Origin of the sequence: Streptomyces sp. MS191, assembly GCF_008042125.1 — a bacterium.
Taxonomy (GTDB): Bacteria; Actinomycetota; Actinomycetes; order Streptomycetales; family Streptomycetaceae; genus Streptomyces.
The window spans coordinates 1,501,684-1,518,888 of the sequence record NZ_RDBI01000040.1 but is presented as its reverse complement, the minus strand read 5'-3'; the positions used below and the strand labels follow the sequence as shown (position 1 = coordinate 1,518,888).

Sequence of the window (17,205 nt, the reverse complement as noted above, 5' to 3'; positions counted from 1 at the left end):
GGGGAGAGCGGGGCGTTGTGGTTCATGCCGGGGGTCTTCCGCCGGCCGGGGCCTGGCTAACCGCTGTTACAAGCCCGTCGACATTCCGGGACAAGCCTGTCCTAAAGTACGCGCGTTCGAGTGCCGAAAAGCACCCCGCACGCGGACGGCCCCCGGCAAGGAGCCGGGGGCCGTCCGCGGGTACGTGACCTAGGGCGCGTGTCAGGCGTCGTGGGGCAGGCGGGACTTTCGCGGCACGTCCTAGCTCGCCCGACCGTCGCACGCCTGTGCGCGCAGCGCCCGGGCCAGGTCGTCGCGCGCCTCCAGGACCAGCCGGCGAAGCGCCGGAGCGGCCGACTCGTGCGCCGCCAGCCACGCGTCCGTGGCCGCCAGCGTCTCCTCGCTGTCCTGGAGCGCGGGGAACAGGCCGCGGACGACGTCCATGCCGATCTGGATCGAACGGTCCGCCCACAGCCGCTCGATCGCCGCGAAGTACCGCGGCGCGTACGGCGCGATCAGCTCGCGCTGCGAGGGCTGGACGAAGCCCGCGATGGTGGCCTCCACCAGCGCGTTCGACAGCGCGTCCGACTCCACGACCTGCGCCCACGCCTGCGCCTTGACCGCGGCCGAGGGCCGCGCGGCCAGGCACCGGACCTGGTGGCGCTTGCCGGTCGCCGTGTCGTCGAGGGCCAGCTCCTCGCCGATCCGGCCCTCGTCGGCCCGGCCGTGCGAGGCCAGCGGCTCCAGGAACGCCCAGCGCAGCTCCTGGTCGACGTCGAGACCGTCGATCTTGGCCGTGCCGTCGAGCAGCCCCTCCAGCAGCAGGAGGTCCTCGTCCGTCGACGCGGTGGCCGCGAAGAACCGCGCCCAGGTGAGCTGGCTCTCGCTGCCCGGCTCGGCCTGCCGCAGCTCGCGCAGCCCGCCCTCGGCCAGCAGCCGGCCGCCCTCGGCGCGCCAGGCGTGCGCCGCGTAGTGCGTGACGGCGGACCGGGACCAGGCGTGCACCATCTGCAGCACGCCGATGTCCGTCTCGCGGCCCGCGAACTCCAGCGCGATCGCCACGAAGTCCCGGGCCGGCATCAGGCCGTCCCGCGTGAGGTTCCACAGGGCCGACCAGCACAGGGCGCGGGCCAGCGGGTCCGTGATGTCGCCGAGGTGCGTCCGCAGCGTCTCCAGGGAGACCTCGTCGAAGCGGATCTTGCAGTAGGTCAGGTCGTCGTCGTTGACCAGGACGAGCGCCGGCCGCTCCTCGCCCGCCAGCTCCCCGACCACCGTGCGGGCGCCGGTGACGTCCGTCTCGGCGCGCGCGTACCGCACCAGCGCGCCCTCGGGCGACAGCCGGTACAGGCCCACCGCGGCCCGGTGCGGGCGCAGCTCGTCGCCGTCCTGGGTGACGGCCAGCTCGGTGATCCGGCCCTCCGCGTCGTACGTCACCTCGGGCGTCAGCGCGTTGACGCCGGAGGTCTGGAGCCAGGAACGCGCCCACGACCTCATGTCGCGGCCGGAGGTCTCCTCCAGGACCGACAGCAGGTCGGCCAGGCGCGTGTTCCCGTAGGCGAAGCGCTTGAAGTAGCGGCGCGCGCCCTCCAGGAACGCGTCCCGTCCCGCGTAGGCCACCAGCTGCTTGAGGACCGAGGCCCCCTTGGCGTAGGTGATGCCGTCGAAGTTCAGCTTGGCGTCCTCCAGGTCACGGATGTCGGCCGTGATCGGGTGGGTGGACGGCAGCTGGTCGGCGCGGTAGGCCCACGCCTTGCGGCTGTTGGCGAAGGTCACCCAGCCGTTGGTGAAGCGGGTCGCCTCGGTCAGCGAGAACGAGCCCATGAAGTCGGCGTAGGACTCCTTCAGCCACAGGTCGTCCCACCACACCATGGTGACCAGGTCGCCGAACCACATGTGCGCCATCTCGTGGAGGATGACGTTCGCCCGGCGCTCGTACGCCGCCTGCGTGACCTTGCCCCGGTAGACGTACTCCTCGCGGAACGTCACCATGCCCGGGTTCTCCATCGCGCCGAGGTTGTACTCGGGGACGAAGGCCTGGTCGTACTTCCCGAAGGGGTACGGGTAGTCGAAGTTGTCGTGGAAGAAGTCCAGGCCCTGCTTCGTGATCAGGAAGACGTCGTCCGCGTCGAAGTGCTTGGCCAGGCTCCTGCGGCACATCGCGCCGAGCGGGATCTCCAGCTCGCCGCGCCGGTAGGTGTCCGTCACGTAGTGGTACGGCCCGGCGACGACGCAGGTGACGTACGTCGAGATCGGCGCGGTCTCCGCGAACCGCCACACGCCGTCGTCGGCCCGCTCCCCGGCGCCGTTGCTCCAGACCGTCCAGCCCTCGGGCGCGGTCACCTCGAAGCGGAAGGGCGCCTTGAGGTCCGGCTGCTCGAAGTTCGCGTGGACCCGGCGGGAGTCGGCCGGCTCGTACTGCGTGTAGAGGTAGACCTCGCCGTCCTCGGGGTCGACGAAGCGGTGCATGCCCTCGCCGGTCCGGCTGTAGGCGCACTGGGCGTCCACGACCAGGACGTTCTCGTCGTCGAGGGAGTCCAGCGTGATCCGTGCGCCGTCGAAGACGACGGCCGGGTCGAGTGCGCGGCCGTTGAGCTCCACCGAGGTCACGGCGGGGGCGATCAGGTCCACGAAGGTGGCCGAGCCCGTGCCCGTGCGACGGAAGCGGATCGTCGTCACCGAGCGGAAGGTCCGCACGGCGTCGGCCGACTCGCCGACGGCCGAGCGCAGATCGAGGGACACCTCGTACCCGTCGACGGTCAGCAGCTCGGCCCGCTCGCGGGCCTCGTCGCGGGACAGATTCTCTCCGGGCACGGTCACTCCTTCGTGGCTCGTTCGAAACAGCACCGATCCTCCCATGTGCGGCTGTCACGCGGCACCAGGGGAATGCCCGCGCCGCCCCGTGACGTTGGCTCCCACGGCGCACAGATGTCCATCGCGTATCCGTCCATGAGGAGTGACATGTCCGAGAGCAGGACCACCGCCGACTTCTGGTTCGACCCGCTGTGCCCCTGGGCCTGGATGACCTCGCGGTGGATGCTGGAGGTGGAGAAGGTCCGCCCGGTGGACGTGCGGTGGAAGGTGATGAGCCTGGCCGTGCTCAACGAGAACCGGCTCGACGAGGTCCCGCCGGAGTACCGCGAGATGCTGGAGACCAAGGCATGGGGCCCGGTCCGCGTGGTCGTCGCGGCCCAGCAGCTGCACGGCGACGAGGTCGTCGGCAAGCTCTACACCGCGCTCGGCACCCGTTTCCACAACAACAACGAGGGCCCCACGCGTGAGGCCATAGCCGGCGCGCTCGCCGATGTGGGCCTGCCGGCCGAGCTGGCCGACTACGCCGACAAGGACGTCTACGACACCGAGCTGCGCGCCTCCCACAAGGAGGGCATCGAGAAGGTCGGCCAGGACGTCGGCACGCCGGTCATCTCCGTGCCGGGTGCGGACGGTGACGAGGTCGCCTTCTTCGGTCCGGTCGTCACGCCGACCCCGCGCGGCGAGGCCGCCGCCCGGCTGTGGGACGGCACGCTCCTCGTGGCGGCGACGCCCGGCTTCTACGAGATCAAGCGCACCCGCACCGCGGCGCCCAGCTTCGAGTAGTCCGGGCCCCGGCCGGCGCCGCCGCGCCGGGGTCGTGGCGCATGGAAGAACCCCCGTGATGCACGTCATCACGGGGGTTCTTCGTCATTCCGTCCGCACGCGAAGGCTGAGAAGACGATCACGAGCAGGACGACGGGGGCCGATCAGAAGGAGATCAGCGGGACGGAGGCCTTGGCCGCCCGGTAGCGCTTGTGCACGTCCTGCCAGTCGACGACCTGCCACATGGCCTCGATGAAGTCCACCTTCTGGTTCTTGTACTGAAGGTAGAAGGCGTGCTCCCAGGCGTCGAAGACGAGGATCGGGACGGAGCCCTGGCCGACGTTGCCCTGGTGGTCGTAGACCTGCTCGACGATCAGCCGGCCGCTGATCGGCTCGTAGGCGAGGACGCCCCAGCCCGAGCCCTGGGTGGTGGCCGACGCCTTGGTCAGCTGGGCCTTGAACTTCGCGAACGAGCCGAACGACTCGGTGAGCGCGTCGGCGAGCTCGCCGACCCCGTCGGCAGCCAGCGGCTCGCCGCCGCCGCCGTCCTTCGGGCTGTTCATGTTGTTCCAGTAGATGCTGTGCAGGATGTGGCCCGAGAGGTGGAACGCGAGGTTCTTCTCCAGGCCGTTGATCGCGCCCCACGCGTCCTTCTCGCGCGCCTCTTCCAGCTGCTCCAGGGTGTCGTTCGCACCCTTGACGTAGGCGGCGTGGTGCTTGTCGTGGTGCAGCTCGATGATCTGCGGGTTGATCACCGGCTCCAGCGCCGCGTAGTCGTAGGGCAGTTCCGGAAGTGTGTAGATCGCCATGTGCCGAGCCTCTCGCCTGCCGCCGCTTATTGCAACCTATATGCAAGTGCAGGCTAACAGCAGCAACGCCGCCCCGAAGATCAGGATCGGCCCTGTGTCCTGGTGTGCCCGGGACATGACGGAACCCCCGGACCATGGACGGTCCGGGGGTTCCGTGCGGCAGAGGTGCCGGGTCAGGAGGCGGAGCGCGCCGCCGCCCGCTGGCGTACGTAGCCGGCCACCGCGAGCAGCAGGGTCAGCCCGCCGGTCCAGTACAGCTGCACACGCGTGCCCTCCTCGCGGGCCATCAGGAAGAAGATGGCGGCCATGCCGGCCAGCGCCACCCAGGTCAGCGCCGGGTAGGCCCACATCTTCACCACCAGCTTCTCCGGCGCCTCGCGCTCCGTGCGGCGGCGCAGCAGCAGCTGTGAGACGGCGATGAAGAACCAGACGACGAGGATGATCGCGCCGATGGTGTTCAGCAGCCAGACGAAGATGTCGTCGGGGCGCCAGTAGCTCAGCAGCACGCAGGCGAAGCCGAAGACCGAGGAGACGAGGACCGCCGGGCGCGGCACCCCGCCGAACTTCCGGCCCAGCGCCTTCGGGCCCTGACCGCGGTCGACCAGGGAGCAGGCCATCCGGGAGGCGCCGTAGACGTTGGCGTTCATCGCCGAGAGCAGGGCGATCAGCACGACCACGTTCATGATCTGGCCGGCCGCGGGGATGCCCAGGTGGTCGAGCGTGGCGACGTACGGGCCCTTCTCGACGACCGCCTCGTCGCCCCAGGGGACGAGGGTGACGATGACCGCCATCGAGCCGATGTAGAAGATCGCGATGCGCCACATCGCCGTACGGACCGCCTTGGCGACGCCCGCCACGGGGTGCTCGGACTCGGCCGCCGCGATGGTGACCGTCTCCAGTCCGCCGTACGCGAAGACCGAGGCGAGCAGACCCACGATCAGGCCCTCGGAGCCGTGCGGGAAGAAGCCGCCGTCACCGGTGAGGTTCGACGTGCCCGGGGCGTCGGTGCCCGGCAGCACGCCGACGATGGCGAGCACGCCGATGCCGAGGAAGAGGACGATCGCGCCGACCTTGAGGGCGGCGAACCAGAACTCGAACTCGCCGAAGTTCTTCACGGCCGCCAGGTTGGTCACGCAGAACACCAGCATGAAGAGGGCCACCCAGGCCCACTCCGGGGTGCCCGGGAACCAGCCCGTCATGATCTTCGCCGCGCCGATGCCCTCCAGACCCACCGCCACGCAGAGCAGGAACCAGAAGGACCAGCCCGCCGTGAAGCCGGCCCACGGGCCGATGGCCCGTTCGGCGTGGACGGAGAACGACCCGGAGGCCGGGTTCGCCGCGGACATCTCGCCGAGCATCCGCATCACGAGCATGACGAGCAGGCCGGAGATCGCGTAGGCCACCACGATCGAGGGACCGGCGGCGGCGATGCCGGCACCGGAGCCGACGAAGAGCCCGGCGCCGATCACGCCGCCGAGGGCGATCATCGAGAGATGGCGCTGCTTGAGGCCGTGGGAGAGACCGTTCGGGGAGGTCGCGCCGTCGTCCTTGCGGTCGACGGGCGCGGGCGCGGTGGTCCGTGACATGGGCCGCCCTGTTCGTTGGCTGAGACGGGGGAACGCGCCACAGTCTGGGCAGGTGAACCGCTGACAGGGAACAGACGTCCGCTATACGGGCACGACCTTCACACAACGTGAAGGATCATGACCGTTTCGTGCGCAGCTCCCGCACCCAGGCGACCAGCAGCACGGCCCCGGTGGCCGCGCCCGACCACAGCACCTGAGGCCGCGTCCCGTCGTCGGTCAGCATCAGGACCAGCACGGCGCCCATGGCGGCCAGAGCCACCCAGGTCAGCCACGGGAACCCCCACATCCGCAGGGTCAGCGCCTGCGGCGCCTCGCGCTCGATCCTGCGCCGCAACCGCAGCTGCGAGACCGCGATCAGACCCCAGACGAAGAGCAGGACCGCCCCCACCGCGTTGAGCAGGTAGAGGAAGACCGAGTCCGGCCACTTCAGATTGAGCAGCACGGACACGAACCCGAAGGCCACCGAGGCGAGCACCGCCCGTCGCGGCGCCCCGCCGCGCGACACCTTCAGCAGCCCTCGCGGCCCCTCGCCCCGCTCGGCGAGCGAGAAGACCATCCGGGACGAGCCGTACAGGTTGGCGTTCAGCGCCGACAGCAGCGCCACGAAGACCACGATGTTCATGATCTGGCCCGCCGCCGGCACGCCGATCGAGTCGAGCACGGCGACGTACGGCGACTGCCCCGGGCGCATCGTGGTCCACGGCAGCAGGGTCACGATGACCACCATCGAGCCGACGTAGAAGAGCAGGATCCGCCACACCGCGCTGCGCACCGCGCGGGCCACGTTGCGGGCCGGGTCGTCCGACTCGGCGGCGGCGATGGTGACGACCTCCAGGCCGCCGAAGGCGAACACGACCGCGAGGACGCCGGAGACGACGCCCGACCACCCGTGCGGCAGGAACCCGCCCTGCCCGGTCAGGTTCGTCAGGCCGACCGGGTCCGTGTCGGGAAGCAGGCCGAGGACGGCCAGCACTCCCAGCGCCAGGAAGAGCACGATCGCGCCGACCTTGAGGGCCGCGAACCAGAACTCGAACTCGCCGAAGTTCCGCACGGCGGCGAGGTTGGCCACGGTGAACACCACCATGAACACCAGCACCCAGGCCCACTGCGGTACCCCGGGCGCCCAGCCGTGGGCGATCGTCGCCGCGCCGGTCGCCTCGACCGCCAGCACGACCACCAGCAGGAACCAGTACAGCCAGCCCACCGCGAAGCCCGCCCAGCGGCCGAGGGCCCGCTCCGCGTGCACGGAGAAGGCTCCCGAGGCGGGCATCGCCGCCGCCATCTCGCCCAGCATCCGCATGATCAGCATCGCGAGCGCGCCCGCGATCAGATAGGACAGCACGATGCCGGGCCCGGCGACGGCGATCCCCGCGCCGGAGCCGACGAACAGTCCGGCGCCGATCACCCCGCCCAACCCCAGCATCGTCAGATGACGTTGCTTCAGGCCAGGGGAGAGGGGCTCCGGGTCGGTGCCGAGGGGCGCCGGCGGGGAAACCGGCGACGAAGCCGGCGAGGCGGGTGAAGCGTCGTGCATGGGGGCTCGTGCTCTCGAAAGCGTTTTATGGAGACCCCACAGTCTCTCCGTCGACCCGCCGTTGGTGCAAAAGGGACCTCTCGTCGAGGGATGCCACGTGACGAGCGTCACGTGGCGTGGGGGCGTATGACCGGTGTTTGTTCGATCTCCACGAAGGGTCGGACCCGCGCTTTGTGGACGGCTGACGGTGATCGGGCGCTCACTCCTCGACTACGGTCGATCCGTCCGGCCCTCTCCCCGGCCCTTCGGGCGGGGGAACCCTCGACCTCGCGGAGAACCGATGACCACCGCCGTCACCCCCGTCCGTCCCCTCCGCGCCGGCGCGGTCCTCGCCGACCTGCTGCCCGCCGGCCGCACCCGTGACATCGCCCTGGTCGTCGGCGGCGCCGCCCTCACCGGCATCGCCGCGCAGATAGCCGTCCCGGTTCCGGGCTCGCCCGTCCCCGTCTCCGGCCAGACCTTCGCGGCGCTCCTCGTCGGCACGGCGCTCGGCGCCCGCCGCGGCTTCCTCTCCCTGGCCCTGTACACGCTGGCGGGCATGGCGGGCATGCCGTGGTTCGCGCAGGCGTCCTCCGGATGGGCGATGCCGTCCTTCGGCTACATCCTCGGCATGCTGCTCGCCGGCACGGTCGTCGGCGCCCTCGCGCGCCGCGGCGCGGACCGCTCGGTGCTGCGCACCGCCGGCACGATGGCGCTCGGCTCCCTCGTCATCTACGCGGTGGGCGTCCCGTACCTCGCCTTCGCCACCGGTATGACGCTGTCGCAGGCGATCGCCGCGGGCCTGACCCCGTTCCTGATCGGCGACGCGCTCAAGGCCGCACTGGCGATGGGCCTGCTGCCGACCACTTGGAAGCTCGTCGGCCGCAAGGGCTGACACCCGCACGTCCCACCGGAGAGGTCCGCCGGGCCGAGGCCACGTCCTCGGCCCGGCGGACCTCTTCCGTGCGTCCGGGCCGGGAGGCGGACTGCTTGCGTCCGTCCGGGTCGGATGCCCGGGGACACGGTGGCGCGTGGGCTCGCAGGACCGGAGGCTCGTGGGCACGGTGGCCCGCGGCGATCGCCTGCGACAGCGTCATACCGGTGGCGAAGGCGAGGTACGGGACGCCCACCGCGTAGATGGGGTTGGGGGGAAAGACGACGGGAGGCCCTCCGGCTCGGAGGGCCTCCCGCTCACGTCCTGCCCGGCGTCACCGCCGGTCGGGGGTCACGCCCGGGGCGTGACGTCCGCGCGGCTCTTCGAGAACCGGTCGCGGACCAGGGAGATGACCAGCACCAGGGCGGCCACCAGCAGGGACAGCACGACCTGCTCACGGGCGCTGCCGCCGTCGTACAGCATGTAGCCGAGGACGAAGACGATCATGGCGATCGTCGCCCACGTGAGGTACGGGAAGAGCCACATCTTCACGACCAGCTTCTCCGGCGACTCGCGCAGGATGATCCCGCGCATGCGCAGCTGGGTCACGCAGATGACCAGCCAGACGAAGAGCGCGACCGCGCCGGAGGAGTTCAGCAGGAAGGCGAAGACGGTGTCGGGCCACTTGTAGTTGAAGAAGACCGCGACGAAGCCGAAGAGCACCGAGGACAGGATCGCCGCCTGCGGCACGCCCCGCTTGTTGGTGCGGGCGAACGCCTTGGGCGCGTCGCCGCGCCGGCCGAGGGAGAAGGCCATGCGGGAGGCGGTGTAGAGGCCCGAGTTCAGGCAGGAGAGCACCGCGGTCAGCACGATGACGTTCATGACCTGGCCGGCGTGCGGGATGCCGATGGAGTCCAGGGCGGCGACGTACGAGCCCTTGTCGACGATCGACTTGTCGTTCCAGGGGAGCAGCGTCAGGACGACGAAGATCGAGCCCAGGTAGAAGACGCCGATCCGCCAGATCACGCTGTTGGTGGCCTTGGTCACGGCGCGCTGCGGGTCCTCGGACTCGCCGGCGGCCAGGGTGACGATCTCGCTGCCCATGAAGGAGAAGACGACCATCAGCACGCCGGTGAGGATCGCCCCCGCGCCCATCGGGAAGAAGCCCCCGGAGTCGGTGAGGTGGGCGAAGCCCGCGCCGGGGTTGTCCGAGCCCGGGAGCACGCCGAAGACGGCGAGCAGACCGACGACGACGAACGCGGCGATCGCGACGACCTTGATGCCGGCGAACCAGAACTCGAACTCGCCGTAGGAGGAGACCGAGGCCAGGTTGGTCGCGGTGAGCACGACCATCACGATGAGGGCCCAGCCCCACTGCGGCACCGCGGGTATCCAGCTCTCGAGGATCTTCGCGCCGGCGGTCGCCTCGACGGCGAGCACGACGACCCAGAAGAACCAGTACAGCCAGCCGATGGAGAAGCCGGCCCAGCGGCCCAGGGCCGTGTCGGCGTACGCGGAGAAGGAGCCGGAGGACGGCCGGGCGGCGGCCATCTCACCGAGCATCCGCATGACGAAGACGACCATCGCGCCCACGAGGGCGTACGAGAGGAGGATGGCGGGACCGGCCGCGGCGATGCCGGAGCCGGAGCCGACGAACAGGCCGGCGCCGATGACGCCACCGATCGCGATCATCGAGAGGTGGCGGTTCTTGAGACCGGCCTTGAGTCCGTCGGAAGACTGGGAATCACCGGTGGTTCCGGTGTCGCCGCCTTCCTTCGCAAGGGTCGGCTGCGTGTTCATGGACGCTTCCTTACGTGTGGGGAGGGCTCGGGTCGCGAGCCCGAGCATTGAACACTGTGACCCGGGTAGATCGGAAGAGCTGATTCCGGATCGTTGCGCGAGGGTCGAAGGTCCGGACCGGAAGGGGTGAAGGTCCCGACCCCGCTGACGGCTACCCCGCTCCCCGCGTGCCACACTCGGAACCATGCGCGTGTACCTCGGCTCCGACCATGCCGGCCTCGAACTCAAGAACCACCTCGTCGAGTGGCTGAAGGCCTACGGCCACGAGCCCGTCGACTGCGGTCCCCACATCTACGACGCCCTGGACGACTACCCGCCGTTCTGCCTGCGCGCCGCCGAGAAGACGGCCGCGGACCCGGACAGCCTCGGCATCGTCATCGGCGGCTCGGGCAACGGCGAGCAGATCGCCGCGAACAAGGTGAAGGGGGTGCGCGCGGCCCTCGCCTGGAGCGAGCAGACCGCCGCCCTCGGCCGCGAGCACAACAACGCCAACGTCGTCTCCATCGGCGGCCGGATGCACACCCAGGAAGAGGCGACGAAGTTCGTCGAGATCTTCCTGAACACCCCCTACTCGGGTGACGAGCGTCATACCCGCCGGATCAACATGCTCACCGCCTACGAGACGACCGGCGAACTCCCCCCGATCCCGGCCCACCACCCGCAGAACGAGGCCTGACCCCTCCATGCCCGAAGGGCACACGATCCACCGACTGGCCGCCGACTACCGGGAACGGTTCGGCGGCCGGTCCGTGCGTGTCTCCAGCCCGCAGGGCAAGTTCGCCGACTCCGCGGCCCTCCTCGACGGCGCCGTGCTCGAGGACACCGAGGCGCACGGCAAGCACCTCTTCCTCGCCTTCCCCGGCCGGGAGTGGGTGCACATCCACCTCGGCCTGTTCGGCAAGGTCGCCTTCGGTGACGCCCCCGCACCGCCGCCCACGGACACCGTGCGACTGCGCCTCGCCCACGCCGACGCGTACGTCGACCTGCGCGGCCCGACGACCTGCGCGCTGATCACCGACGGCGAGAAGCGGGCGATACACGACCGGCTGGGGCCGGACCCGCTCCGCCCCGGCGACGACCCCGCCCGGGCCTGGCGCCGGATCTCCGCCTCGCGGACCACGATCGCCGCCCTGCTCATGGACCAGAAGATCGTCGCCGGCGTCGGCAACGTCTACCGCGCCGAAGTGCTCTTCCGGCACGGCATCGACCCCTACCGCGCGGGCCGGGACCTGACGGCGGGGGAGTGGGACGCCGTCTGGACCGATCTCGTCGCCCTGATGCGCGAGGGCGTCCGCCTCAACCGCATCGACACCGTCCGCCCCGAGCACACCCCCGAGACGATGGGCCGCCCGCCGCGCGTCGACGACCACGGCGGCGAGGTCTACGTCTACCGCCGGGCCCACCAGCCCTGCCACGTCTGCGGCGGCGAGATCCGCACCGCCGATCTCGCCGCCCGCAACCTCTTCTGGTGCCCCGGCTGCCAGCAGGGCCGGGCCGCCGCCGGAACGTAGCGCCGGCCCCGCGCCGGGGCCGGGGCGCGCGCCGTCTGCCGGTACGCGCGCACGCGAAGCCCGGGCCGCCGCCCGGCGGGGCCGGATCAGAAACCGTGCGGCAGCCAGGGCGCCACCGGCCAGCCGAAGGCCACCGACGCCTCCGTCAGCGCGCCCGCCCGGAGCTCCCGTACGCGCCCGGCCGCCGCCAGCGACACGAGCGAGATCCCGCCCAGATACGCCGCGCCCAACTCCCTTACGGACAAAGAGAGATCGGCCGGATCCGCGGTCCGGACGCAGACCGCTCCCTTCGCGTCCCCGGTCAGCCGCCAACGCCCCTCGTTCCAGGGGCAGAACGCGTCCTCCACCTCGAACACCACATCCACCGGCGCCTGGTAGGCGCGGGCCTCCAGCGCCGCCCCCACCTCCACCAGCCGCAGGTGCAGCTGGTCACGCTGCGTCGGCGTGCAGCGCCGGATGTCACTCACCAGGTGCTGCCAGGCGTCGTCCACCGGCCGGCTGTGGATCTGCACCTTCGACGTCAGGTCCACGGAACACAGGAACCGCCACAGCGCCGCCTCCGCCGCCGGATCCAGCGCCTCCAGATCCCTCAGCAACACGGAACCCTCGGCCCCCGCGGGAGACCACTCCGGCTTGATCGCGTACAGCGTGTACCCGACCACCTCCCCGTCCCGCTCCGCCAGCACGCACTGGAGCGGGGAGGCGCCGGCGCGCTCGCCCGGCGGGTCGAGCCGCGGCAACCGCTCCCACTTCGGCTGCCGTGCCATCATCCCCGGCCGGTGCGCGACCCGGCGCGCGTACACCGCCTCGCACCGGTCGGTCGCCTCCACCGGATCCACCTGCCGCAGCGTCACCTCGTCCGTGCCGCGCGGCACCGTCAGCCGCACCCGGTTCGTGTCGATCGTCGCCCGGCTCGTGTACGCGGTGATCCCGTACCCGAAGCGCCCGTAGATCTCCGGCTCCGAGGCCGTCAGCACCGCCAGCGGCTCGCCCCACGCCCGCACGTCGTCCAGCTGGCGCCGCATCATCGACGTCAGGAGGCCCCGCCGCCGGTGCGTCGCGGCCACCCCCACCATCGTGACGCCGGCCGTCGGCACGATCGCGCCGCCCGGCACGGACATCCGGAACCGGAACGCTCCCGCCGACCCCACACAGCGCCCGCCGTCCCAGACGCCGAGGGACCGCTCGCACTCGGTCAGCTCCCGCCAGAGCCCGCGCTCCTCGATGGCCTCCGGGACACCACCGAAGGCGAGCTCCAGCATCGCGTACCAGTCGTCCCACTCGGCCGGGTCGAGTACCCGCAGCTCAGTCGTCATATGCCATCGATATCAGCGCCCCCGGACCGAGGGCGACCCGATTTCGCGCGCAATGTCTCCGGGGTCCCCCTGCACGAGGTCCGATCGGGTGGATAGGGTCCAGCCCAATGGGACGTCGCACGGGTGTCGATTCGTACACGGCCCGGCTGCGCAAGAGCGCACACCGGGTCCGTATCGCGCTGCGCAAGTCCGGCGTGGACTACTTCCGCGGCGACGGCTCCGACTGGGTCGCACTGGCCGGCCTCCTCCTCACCGTCCCCGCGATCACCTGGGGCACCCTCGCCAACCCGGTGTGGTGCGCACCGGCCGCCCTCGTCCTGCCGATCGTGGCCGGCGGACTGCTCCTACGGCCCGCCAGCCTCCTCGGCCTGTACGCGGCCTCCGCCGGCGCCCTCATCGTCGAGTCCCTCGTCCTCGGCCCCTACCTGGAGGGCCCCGCCCGGGTCACCCCGGGCACGGTCCTCGTGGTGGCCGCGTGCGGACTCTTCGGACTGCTCATCGCCCAGTTCCGGGCGCGGGTCGGCGTGCCCTGGCGGCGCGGCGGCACCATGCTCTTCGACCTGCGCGAACGCATCCGGGTCCAGAGCGCCCTGCCCCGGCTCCCCAAGGGCTGGCACCGCGAGATGGCCCTGCGCCCGGCCGGCGGCCAGTCCTTCTCCGGCGACTTCGTCGTCGCGGCCCGCACCCACGGCGGCCGGACCCTGGAGGTGCTCCTCACCGACGTCTCCGGCAAGGGCATGGACGCCGGCTCCCGCGCGCTGCTGCTCTCCGGCGCCTTCGGCGGGCTGCTCGGCTCACTGCCCCCGCACGGCTTCCTGCCCGCCGCCAACGGCTACCTCCTGCGCCAGGACTGGGACGAGGGCTTCGCCACCTCCATCCACCTCGTCCTCGACCTGGAGTCGGGGGACTACGAGCTGCTGTCCGCCGGCCACCTCCCCGCCCTCCAGTTGCACGCCGGCAGCGGACGCTGGGAGGAGAAGGCCGCCGACGGCCCCCTCCTCGGCGTCTACGACGGCGCCGAGTTCCACCCCGTCAAGGGCTCCCTGCGGCCGGGTGACGTCCTGATGCTCTTCACCGACGGACTCGTCGAGGCCGCCGACCGCGACATCGCCGAGGGCATCGACCGGCTCACCGGCGAGGCCGACCGCTATGTCGCCTCCGGCTTCGAGGGCGCGGCCTGGCACCTCATCGAGGCCTGCGCCAAGGACGTGAACGACGACCGCGCCCTGCTGCTCATCAGCCGCCAGGCGTGACAGGGGGGTGGGGATCACCCCCCGGCCCGTAGAGTCGGCGCATGCCGTACCTCACCCTCGCCGAGATCGAGCGCCTCGCCCGCGACGTCCACCAGGGGCAGACCGACAAGGCGGGGCGCCCCTACGCCGAACACCTCCAGGCCGTCGCCGAGGGGGTACGGGCGCGCGGCGGCAGCGACGAGCAGATCGCGGCGGCCTGGCTGCACGACTCCGTGGAGGACGACGCGCTCTCCGCCGGCCGGCTCGCGGACCTCGCCCTGCCGCGCACGGTCCAGGACATGGTCCTCGCGCTCAGCAAGCGCCCCGGCGAGGAGACGGAGGACTACACCCGGCGGATCCTGGCCACCCCCGGCGCGCTGCTGGTGAAGGAGGCCGATCTCGCGCACAACGCCGACCCGGCCCGGCTCGCCGTCCTCGACGAGCCCACCCGCATCCGGCTCACGGCCAAGTACGCCCGGGTACGCGCCCTGCTCGGACTGACCGCGGACTGACCGCGGGCTGACCGCGGGCTGACAGCGCGGCTCAGCCCGGGACTTTCGCGACCCGCCCTAGCGCCGGAACGCCCACGCGAGGCGGGGCTCGGTCACCCCGCGCATCGCCCGCCGTACCGGCGGGGTGCACAGGAGGGTCACCGCCGCCGCGGCGCCCAGCGTCACCAGGACCTCGCCGGCGGGCGAGCGAAGCCACGGGTACAGCTCCGGCAGCCGGGCGTACGCGAAGCCCTTCACCAGGAAGCCGTGCAGCAGGTAGCCGCAGAGCGTGCCTCCGCCCAGCACGGTGAACCAGGTCCGCCGGCGGGGCACCCAGGCCAGGAACGCCGCCGTCAGCAGCAGCGCGCAGCCGAACAGCAGCAGGGTCATGACCGGTCCGGTCCAGCCGGACGCGCCTATCTCCTGGGCGCTGTCCGCCCGGTAGAACCAGCCGTTCTTCATGCGCGGCGCCGCCCAGTAGGCGACGACGAGCGCCCCGAGCACCACCACCGGCGCGAGCACGCGGACCGCCTTCCGGCGCAGCAGCTCGAAGTGTTCCCGGCGCAGCACCAGACCGAGCACGAAGAAGGGCAGGAACTGCAGCACGCGCTGGAGGTCCAGGTCGCCGCCGATGCCCGGGGTGAGGGAGGCGAGCGCCGCGACCGTCAGGGCCACCGCCACCGGATGGCGCAGCGTGAGCCACAGCGGGGCCGACAGCCGCCAGACGAACAGGGCCAGCAGGAACCACGTCAGATAGAAGGGGTCGGTCAGGCTGAGCGGCTGGTCCGGCTCGCCCCCGGCCCACCGCAGGTAGAGCGAGTAGGCGGTCTCGAAGACGAGATAGGGGACCAGCACCCCGGTCACCAGGCGCCGGAGCTGATCGGGCCGGGCGGTGAAGCTCTTCGAGAAGTAGCCGGAGACCAGGATGAAGGCCGGCATGTGGAAGGTGTAGACGATCATGTACAGCGCCTGGGTGGCGCGGCTGCCGCCCAGCAGCGGCTCCCAGGCGTGGCCGACGGCCACGAGCACGATCGCGAGGTACTTCACGTTGTCGAAGTACGCCTCGCGTCGCGCGGCCGGCTGCGGGCCGGTGCCTGTCGGTCCGGGTGTCCGCTCGTGAGGGGATCGGACACGTTCGGACACGCCGTGGGGGGAGGACATCTGCCGCACCCTAACGGCGTGAAATCGCAGACGTAAAGCCCTCTTCTGCTCTGTCCCGTCCTGTCGGACACGCGGCGACAACACCCGCAATGGACCGATTAATCCGGCTTAAAGGGGGCGGTGCCCGATGACCTCGGTCACCTTGCCCGCTGCTGCACATTTGCTGTGGAGAAGGAGTGTGGCCCGTGCGGGGATCCCGGCGGGATCCTGTGGGTTGGCTCGAATCCGACCTCGGCGATTGCCCACCCGGCGTTCAGGGGGCGGCAGTTGGTGGCACGATGGATACAGCGGGGGTGTTCTGTGACGTGCGCTCCCGGGCGGCAAGGTGGGACCGACCGAGGGTGTGATCAGTTGTGGCCATTTCACTGTCTGTGGTGCTGCTGTTGGCGATCATCCTGGTGGTGCTGATCCGCGGCGGGAACCTGAAGGCCGGACCGGCCGTCGTCGCGGTGCTCTTCGGCTTCTTCCTTGCCTCCACGGGCATGGCCGACGACATCCAGCGCTTCCTCGACTCGATAACGCAGACCGTCAGCTCCATCAAGTTCTGAGCCGGCCGCTCCCGGCCGGCTGCCGCCCACCGGTCCTCAGGCCGACTTCGAGGCGGCCCGCTTCGTCTTCCTCGCCCCGCCGGCGGCTTTCGGCGCGGGCCTCGCAGCCGTGCTCTTCCGGCTGCGCGCCGGCTTCGCGACGGCCTTCTCCCCGGACTCGGCCTCGGGGGGCCTGGGGGCGGCCTTCCGTACCCGTCGCGTCGGCCATGTGAACTCGATCTCCAGCTCGATCTCGCCGTCGCCGACCTCGAACTCCACCTCGCTGCGGAGCTCCTCGGGGATCCGCATGCTCAGCGTCCCGGAGCCCAGTTCCAGCTCGGCCTCCCCGCCCTGCCGCAGCGCCTCGGCCAGTGCCGAGAGCTGATCGGCCGCCTCCAGACGTGACAACGAGCGCTTCTGCTCGAACTTCAGGTCCTTCATGACTGCCTCCGATGCGGCGGAGAGGGAGCGGAGAGAAAGCAGACGAGGGAAACGGGGAGAAGGGACTGAGTTCATTCTGCGGGCGCCCGCCGGACCCGGCATCCCGCGCGATGCATCCGCGCGCCCCCCGGCGCCCGCCGGCGCCCCTGAAACGCCTCAGGGCCGGTCCGGAGAGTGATCTCCGGACCGGCCCTGGGCCGTGGAGCGGGCGACGGGAATCGAACCCGCGTAGCTAGTTTGGAAGACTAGGGCTCTACCATTGAGCTACGCCCGCACAGATCGCGCCGCAGGTCACGAGGGCCGCGGCACGGACAGCATCGTAGCGGGTCCCGGGCGGTCCCCGCACGCCCCTTGAAACGGGGGCGTCGCACTGTCTCCGTCCATGTACCCTA

15 protein-coding genes and 1 tRNA gene are annotated in these 17,205 nt (G+C 71.2%); 7 read left to right on the top strand and 9 right to left on the bottom strand.

Translation table 11 applies throughout. From position 1 onward, the window contains the following. Nucleotides 1–240: 240 nt before the first annotated feature. A complete protein-coding gene (gene pepN / locus EAO71_RS13975; RefSeq protein ID WP_147978036.1) occupies nucleotides 241–2,790 on the bottom strand; it encodes an aminopeptidase N in 2,550 nt (849 codons plus the stop codon). Between the two features lie 147 nt (nucleotides 2,791–2,937). On the opposite strand from pepN, the gene EAO71_RS13970 reads away from it, so the two are divergent. After that, entirely contained in the window at nucleotides 2,938–3,573 is a 636-nt protein-coding gene (locus tag EAO71_RS13970) for a mycothiol-dependent nitroreductase Rv2466c family protein (protein WP_147978035.1), read from the top strand. Between the two features lie 143 nt (nucleotides 3,574–3,716). Here the strand turns inward: EAO71_RS13970 and EAO71_RS13965 are convergent, their stop codons facing one another. From EAO71_RS13965 to EAO71_RS13955, 3 genes are all read right to left on the bottom strand, one after another. Next, complete coding sequence (locus EAO71_RS13965) at nucleotides 3,717–4,361, bottom strand: superoxide dismutase (RefSeq protein WP_147978034.1); 645 nt, start codon at nucleotides 4,359–4,361, stop codon at nucleotides 3,717–3,719. A 173-nt stretch (nucleotides 4,362–4,534) separates the two neighbouring features. Then, nucleotides 4,535–5,947: an amino acid permease gene (locus EAO71_RS13960; protein WP_147978033.1), complete on the bottom strand. Its 1,413-nt coding sequence runs from the start codon at nucleotides 5,945–5,947 to the stop codon at nucleotides 4,535–4,537. Nucleotides 5,948–6,062: 115 nt separating this feature from the next. Then, on the bottom strand, nucleotides 6,063–7,481 hold the full coding sequence (locus EAO71_RS13955; RefSeq protein WP_147978032.1) for an amino acid permease: 1,419 nt from the start codon (nucleotides 7,479–7,481) through the stop codon (nucleotides 6,063–6,065). Nucleotides 7,482–7,761: 280 nt separating this feature from the next. Here EAO71_RS13955 and EAO71_RS13950 point away from each other — a divergent pair, with 280 nt between their 5' ends. Then, nucleotides 7,762–8,355, top strand: a complete 594-nt coding sequence (locus EAO71_RS13950) for a biotin transporter BioY (protein ID WP_147978031.1) — start codon at nucleotides 7,762–7,764, stop codon at nucleotides 8,353–8,355. A gap of 330 nt (nucleotides 8,356–8,685) precedes the next feature. Here EAO71_RS13950 and EAO71_RS13940 read toward each other — a convergent pair whose 3' ends face one another. Next, nucleotides 8,686–10,134: an amino acid permease gene (locus EAO71_RS13940; protein WP_147978030.1), complete on the bottom strand. Its 1,449-nt coding sequence runs from the start codon at nucleotides 10,132–10,134 to the stop codon at nucleotides 8,686–8,688. Between the two features lie 184 nt (nucleotides 10,135–10,318). Between EAO71_RS13940 and EAO71_RS13935 the strand changes: the two genes are divergently transcribed. After that, nucleotides 10,319–10,810: a ribose-5-phosphate isomerase gene (locus tag EAO71_RS13935; protein ID WP_147978029.1), complete on the top strand. Its 492-nt coding sequence runs from the start codon at nucleotides 10,319–10,321 to the stop codon at nucleotides 10,808–10,810. A 7-nt stretch (nucleotides 10,811–10,817) separates the two neighbouring features. Further along, nucleotides 10,818–11,645: an Fpg/Nei family DNA glycosylase gene (locus tag EAO71_RS13930; protein ID WP_147978028.1), complete on the top strand. Its 828-nt coding sequence runs from the start codon at nucleotides 10,818–10,820 to the stop codon at nucleotides 11,643–11,645. 86 nt (nucleotides 11,646–11,731) lie between these two features. On the opposite strand, the gene EAO71_RS13925 is transcribed toward EAO71_RS13930, so the two are convergent. Continuing rightward, nucleotides 11,732–12,961 (bottom strand): GNAT family N-acetyltransferase, encoded by a 1,230-nt coding sequence (locus EAO71_RS13925; protein WP_147978027.1) that lies wholly within the window; start codon nucleotides 12,959–12,961, stop codon nucleotides 11,732–11,734. Nucleotides 12,962–13,068: 107 nt separating this feature from the next. On the opposite strand from EAO71_RS13925, the gene EAO71_RS13920 reads away from it, so the two are divergent. Together EAO71_RS13920 and EAO71_RS13915 are read left to right on the top strand one after the other, a co-directional pair. Then, nucleotides 13,069–14,214 (top strand): PP2C family protein-serine/threonine phosphatase, encoded by a 1,146-nt coding sequence (locus tag EAO71_RS13920; protein WP_147978026.1) that lies wholly within the window; start codon nucleotides 13,069–13,071, stop codon nucleotides 14,212–14,214. A gap of 41 nt (nucleotides 14,215–14,255) precedes the next feature. Beyond that, complete coding sequence (locus EAO71_RS13915; protein ID WP_147978025.1) at nucleotides 14,256–14,705, top strand: HD domain-containing protein; 450 nt, start codon at nucleotides 14,256–14,258, stop codon at nucleotides 14,703–14,705. A gap of 57 nt (nucleotides 14,706–14,762) precedes the next feature. Here EAO71_RS13915 and EAO71_RS13910 read toward each other — a convergent pair whose 3' ends face one another. Further along, nucleotides 14,763–15,845 (bottom strand): acyltransferase family protein, encoded by a 1,083-nt coding sequence (locus EAO71_RS13910; protein WP_147978024.1) that lies wholly within the window; start codon nucleotides 15,843–15,845, stop codon nucleotides 14,763–14,765. A 353-nt stretch (nucleotides 15,846–16,198) separates the two neighbouring features. Here EAO71_RS13910 and EAO71_RS13905 point away from each other — a divergent pair, with 353 nt between their 5' ends. After that, on the top strand, nucleotides 16,199–16,393 hold the full coding sequence (locus tag EAO71_RS13905; RefSeq protein WP_147978023.1) for a hypothetical protein: 195 nt from the start codon (nucleotides 16,199–16,201) through the stop codon (nucleotides 16,391–16,393). Nucleotides 16,394–16,429: 36 nt separating this feature from the next. On the opposite strand, the gene EAO71_RS13900 is transcribed toward EAO71_RS13905, so the two are convergent. Beyond that, nucleotides 16,430–16,813: an amphi-Trp domain-containing protein gene (locus EAO71_RS13900; protein ID WP_147978022.1), complete on the bottom strand. Its 384-nt coding sequence runs from the start codon at nucleotides 16,811–16,813 to the stop codon at nucleotides 16,430–16,432. Between the two features lie 200 nt (nucleotides 16,814–17,013). After that, nucleotides 17,014–17,087: transfer RNA gene (locus tag EAO71_RS13895), tRNA-Gly, on the bottom strand. Nucleotides 17,088–17,205 lie beyond the last annotated feature (118 nt).

Bases quoted from the DNA above. Each gene is read 5' to 3' on its own strand.
- EAO71_RS13970 (WP_147978035.1), top strand. From the start codon at position 2,938: ATGTCCGAGAGCAGGACCACCGCCGACTTCTGGTTCGACCCGCTGTGC.
- EAO71_RS13965 (WP_147978034.1), bottom strand. From the start codon at position 4,361: ATGGCGATCTACACACTTCCGGAACTGCCCTACGACTACGCGGCGCTG.
- EAO71_RS13960 (WP_147978033.1), bottom strand. From the start codon at position 5,947: ATGTCACGGACCACCGCGCCCGCGCCCGTCGACCGCAAGGACGACGGC.
- EAO71_RS13955 (WP_147978032.1), bottom strand. From the start codon at position 7,481: ATGCACGACGCTTCACCCGCCTCGCCGGCTTCGTCGCCGGTTTCCCCG.
- EAO71_RS13950 (WP_147978031.1), top strand. From the start codon at position 7,762: ATGACCACCGCCGTCACCCCCGTCCGTCCCCTCCGCGCCGGCGCGGTC.
- EAO71_RS13940 (WP_147978030.1), bottom strand. From the start codon at position 10,134: ATGAACACGCAGCCGACCCTTGCGAAGGAAGGCGGCGACACCGGAACC.
- EAO71_RS13935 (WP_147978029.1), top strand. From the start codon at position 10,319: ATGCGCGTGTACCTCGGCTCCGACCATGCCGGCCTCGAACTCAAGAAC.
- EAO71_RS13930 (WP_147978028.1), top strand. From the start codon at position 10,818: ATGCCCGAAGGGCACACGATCCACCGACTGGCCGCCGACTACCGGGAA.
- EAO71_RS13925 (WP_147978027.1), bottom strand. From the start codon at position 12,961: ATGACGACTGAGCTGCGGGTACTCGACCCGGCCGAGTGGGACGACTGG.
- EAO71_RS13920 (WP_147978026.1), top strand. From the start codon at position 13,069: ATGGGACGTCGCACGGGTGTCGATTCGTACACGGCCCGGCTGCGCAAG.
- EAO71_RS13915 (WP_147978025.1), top strand. From the start codon at position 14,256: ATGCCGTACCTCACCCTCGCCGAGATCGAGCGCCTCGCCCGCGACGTC.
- EAO71_RS13910 (WP_147978024.1), bottom strand. From the start codon at position 15,845: ATGTCCTCCCCCCACGGCGTGTCCGAACGTGTCCGATCCCCTCACGAG.
- EAO71_RS13900 (WP_147978022.1), bottom strand. From the start codon at position 16,813: ATGAAGGACCTGAAGTTCGAGCAGAAGCGCTCGTTGTCACGTCTGGAG.